The following is a 2,697-nucleotide window of genomic DNA, read 5'->3' as shown; positions in this document are numbered from 1 at the left end:
GCACCCCATAAAGTTGGATTTTAGTCCAACTTTTGGGGTGCACATCACATCATTTTAACCATAGGCTCTTTTATTAATTTTATGTGTTAATTTTTCAAACCACTAAATTAAGTTATAAAATTTCTAACTCTATTTAAAGTTATATGAAACAAATTTAATTATTTTCTGTATAAAGTTTCAAATGCTTAGATGTTAATGTTTTATTTTCTTTAACAAAGTTTACAGGTAATCCACTAAATTGTACTTTTCCTCCATCTAAACCGGGACCTGGTCCTACATCTATAATCCAATCAGCTTCACACATTATTGATAAGTTATGTTCAATTAAAATAACAGTATTATTTTGTTCAATAAGATTATTAAAACAATTTATCAATATGGGAATATCAGCTTCATGTAAACCTGTCGTAGGTTCATCAAATATAAAAATACTATCTGTAACATCTTCATTTAAATATTGACCTAATTTAACGCGTTGAATTTCACCGCCTGATAAGGTAGATAGAGGTTGTCCGAGTGTTACATAATTTAATCCTGTTTTACTTATAGCTTGTAACTTAGACTGAATTTCATTTTCTTTATCAAAAAATTTTATACCTTCATCAACAGTCAATTCAAGGAAATCAGCAATAGAATAGCCATTTATAGTCGCATTCAATACTTCTGGCTTATAACGTTTACCGTGACACACTTCACATGTTTGTGAAAACTCACCCATAAATGCAAGTTCTGTTTCAATATAACCTTTACCACCACAATTAGGACAAGCCCCTTTCGAATTATAACTAAACACGGATTTATTTAATCCAGTTTCTTTGCTGAAAAAATTTCTGACTCTATCAAAAACACCTAAATAAGTTAATAAATTAGACCGATTGGAGCCTTGTATCGCTTTTTGATCCATAAATACTGCATTATCGTTCTTTGCAAAACCTGCCTTAACAAGAGTGCTTTTCCCAGAACCTGCTACTCCAGTTAATACTGTCAAAACATGCTTAGGTATATCAACTGTCGTATTATTCAAATTGTTTTGAGTCACTGGTCCAAGATGATAAAAATGCTTTGCTTCACGTGTCTCATTTTTTAAGTGATGTTTGATACGTAGTGCTTCCCCAGTAGATGTGTCTGAAGACAATAATTGTTTGTATGTTCCCTCAAACGTTATCTCTCCACCTTGCGTCCCTGAACTTGGTCCCATATCAATAATATAATCTGCTTCTTTAATTACATCAGGATCATGTTCTACAATTAATACTGTATTTCCTTTATCTTTTAAAGATTTCAAAATTTCATTTTTTTTGCAATATCTTCTGGATGTAAACCAACACTTGGTTCATCAATGATATAAACCAAATCAGATAATGAACTGTTCAAATGTCTTATTAATTTAAGACGTTGTGCTTCTCCACCTGATAAAGAAGTGGTTACACGATTAAGCGTTAAATAACTTAATCCTATATAATCAAGTGCTTCTAATTGCTTTCGAAGTGGTTCAATAATAAATTGGGCAGTTGAATCGTTCAATTTATCAAGAAACACCAAATTTTCTTTTACAGTCATTTGTGTAAAATCTGAAATGTTTTTCCCTTGAATTTTACAGCTCAAAATTTTCGAATTTAAACGTTGACCATTACAAGTTGGACAAATTTTATTTTCTACAACGTTTTTAAGATGCTTAGCGTAACGTTTTTTGTTAAATTCTTTATCCCCTAAGAATATCCTTCTAAACCTAGGTATAAGTCCCACATACTTTGCTGATTTTCGCCATTCTTCGGGCGGGTTTTTTAATTTTATTGGCTCCTGATATAAAAACAAATCTAATTCTTCTTTTGTATATGCTTTTAATTTTTTATCATTATCAAATAAACCACTATCACGATAAGCTTTACCTCTTTCTTTATCAGGTCCGAAAGAAGGAAAATTAATAGCACCTTCATTTAAAGATTTGTCCCAATCTAAGAGTTCATTTAAATTAATGTCTTCAATGTAACCTAATCCTTCACATGTTTCACACATACCATTAGGACTGTTAAATGAAAAGGCATCTGAATAACCGACAAAAGGTTCACCTACCCTCGACCACAACAATCTAACAGAGGCATAGATATCCGACACTGTACCTACAGTAGAGCGAGAATTACCATTAAATCTTTTTTGACTAATCGTCATTGCTACAGGAAGGTTTTTAATTTCTTTTACCTTTGGTTTCGGTTGTTGATTTAAATGAAATTGAATATAGCTAGAATAACTTTCATTTAAAAGTTGTTCAGATTCAGCAGCTATTGTTCTGAATACCAGCGATGACTTACCTGAACCAGAACGTCCTGTGAATACTGTAATCAAATGTTTAGGTATAGTTATATCTATATTTTTTAAATTATTTTGTGAAGCTCCTATAATAGTAATATTATTCATAAATTCAATGACCCTCTCTTATAATGTTTATCAATTGATTAAATTATCACACTAACTTAATTTATCTTTTTCTTAAAGTTATTACTACTATAAACCTAATAAAAATAATTTTCCTTTAATTTTGTTGTTCATCATGGTCGCATATAACAAAATATATTTTTTATAATAAAAAAACGTTATCTAGATTGGTGTACTAGATAACGTTAGAACTCAAGAGTTAGTGGATTGTGATTTCAACGTCAGCGTGTCAAAACAATTAAATATATAAAGATATGTTTATAA

At 30.4% G+C, this 2,697-nt stretch carries 1 pseudogene; it reads right to left on the bottom strand.

The window, feature by feature from the left end:
• Positions 1-154 precede the first annotated feature (154 nt).
• A pseudogene (locus tag HMPREF3125_RS09275) lies at positions 155-2,415 on the bottom strand (ATP-binding cassette domain-containing protein).
• Positions 2,416-2,697 lie beyond the last annotated feature (282 nt).

This window comes from Staphylococcus sp. HMSC13A10, from assembly GCF_001808005.1.
Taxonomy (GTDB): Bacteria; Bacillota; Bacilli; order Staphylococcales; family Staphylococcaceae; genus Staphylococcus; species Staphylococcus pasteuri.
This window is presented reverse-complemented; position numbering and strand designations above follow the sequence as displayed.